The organism is Ruegeria sp. AP12, assembly GCF_056540025.1.
In genome coordinates this window covers 1-1,056 of record NZ_JBQFVZ010000091.1, presented here as the reverse complement: position 1 = coordinate 1,056, position 1,056 = coordinate 1, and the positions used below count along the sequence as shown (strand labels likewise).

Genomic DNA, 1,056 nt, shown 5'->3' with positions numbered 1-1,056 from the left:
GGCCAAACCCGTTGACCGTATTCAGCACACCTTTGGGCAGCCCTGCCTGCTCGGCGATTTCCACCAGAAGACGGGCCGTCAGAGGGGAATCCTCGGCGGGTTTGTGAACCACCGTGCAGCCTGCAGCCAGAGCGGGCGCGATCTTCCAGGTCGACAGCATGAACGGCGTGTTCCAAGGGGTGATCACGCCAACCGGACCAATCGGCACGCGGGTGGTGACATTCATCAGGGTCGGTGATTTCAGATGCTGACCGTCCCGCGCTTGCACTACCTGATCTGCAAAATAACGAAAATTCTCGGCTCCGCGCAGAGCCGCCTTGGACATAAAACGCAGGGTCTGACCCGTGTCCCAGCATTCGCACAGCGCGATTTCCTCGGCACGTGCTTCGATGGCATCCGCCACGTTCAGCAGAATGCGGCGGCGTTCGCTGGCAGGCATATCGCGCCAGTCGGCAAAGGCGGCATGGGCTGCTTTGGCCGCGGCGTCGATGTCATCTGCTGTACCGTGTGCAACATCGCAGATCACAGACTTGTCGACTGGCGAGGTAGACTGAAATACGCCAGCGGAACCAGCAACATCCTCGCCAGCGATACGATTTTTGATACCCGTCTGTTTGAACCGCGCTAGAAAGCCCGCCAGTTTCTCGATGTTTGTGTCCAGTACACTCATGGGTCAGGTCTCCTGCGTGGTGGCGCCAAGGTGATCGCGGATCGTACCAGTCTTGGGCGAAAGCTTCGGGTCGATGTCGCGCATCTCAAGCGAGAGCGCGATCGAATGATGTTCGAAGGCAGGTGCCAGATACGCTTTGACCGCCTCGAAAATGCGCTGCGTGGCATCCTGCTTTACGTCATCGGACCGACCGGCGCGCAGGCGGATCGAGATATCGATAAAGCCATGCGCCGGATCACCGTCTGCAATTGCAAAGTGATTGACCCGCACAGCGCGGACACGAATTCCCGGCATCGGAAAGGTGTCAATCTCAGCAGCCGTTGCTCGGATGCACTCACACAAGCCATCCATGTCGACCTTGTCCTCTAGGTTCCCGGAATACTCGA

The 1,056-nt window shown here is 58.7% G+C and carries 2 protein-coding genes; both read right to left on the bottom strand.

Features of this window, described 5'->3' with window-relative positions:
* A partial coding sequence (locus ACR0E6_RS21445) for an aldehyde dehydrogenase family protein (protein WP_480587106.1) occupies nucleotides 1-670 on the bottom strand: 670 nt, incomplete at its 3' end.
* Nucleotides 671-673: 3 nt separating this feature from the next.
* The coding region (locus tag ACR0E6_RS21440; RefSeq protein WP_480587103.1) for a 5-carboxymethyl-2-hydroxymuconate Delta-isomerase at nucleotides 674-1,056 on the bottom strand (383 nt) is incomplete at its 5' end.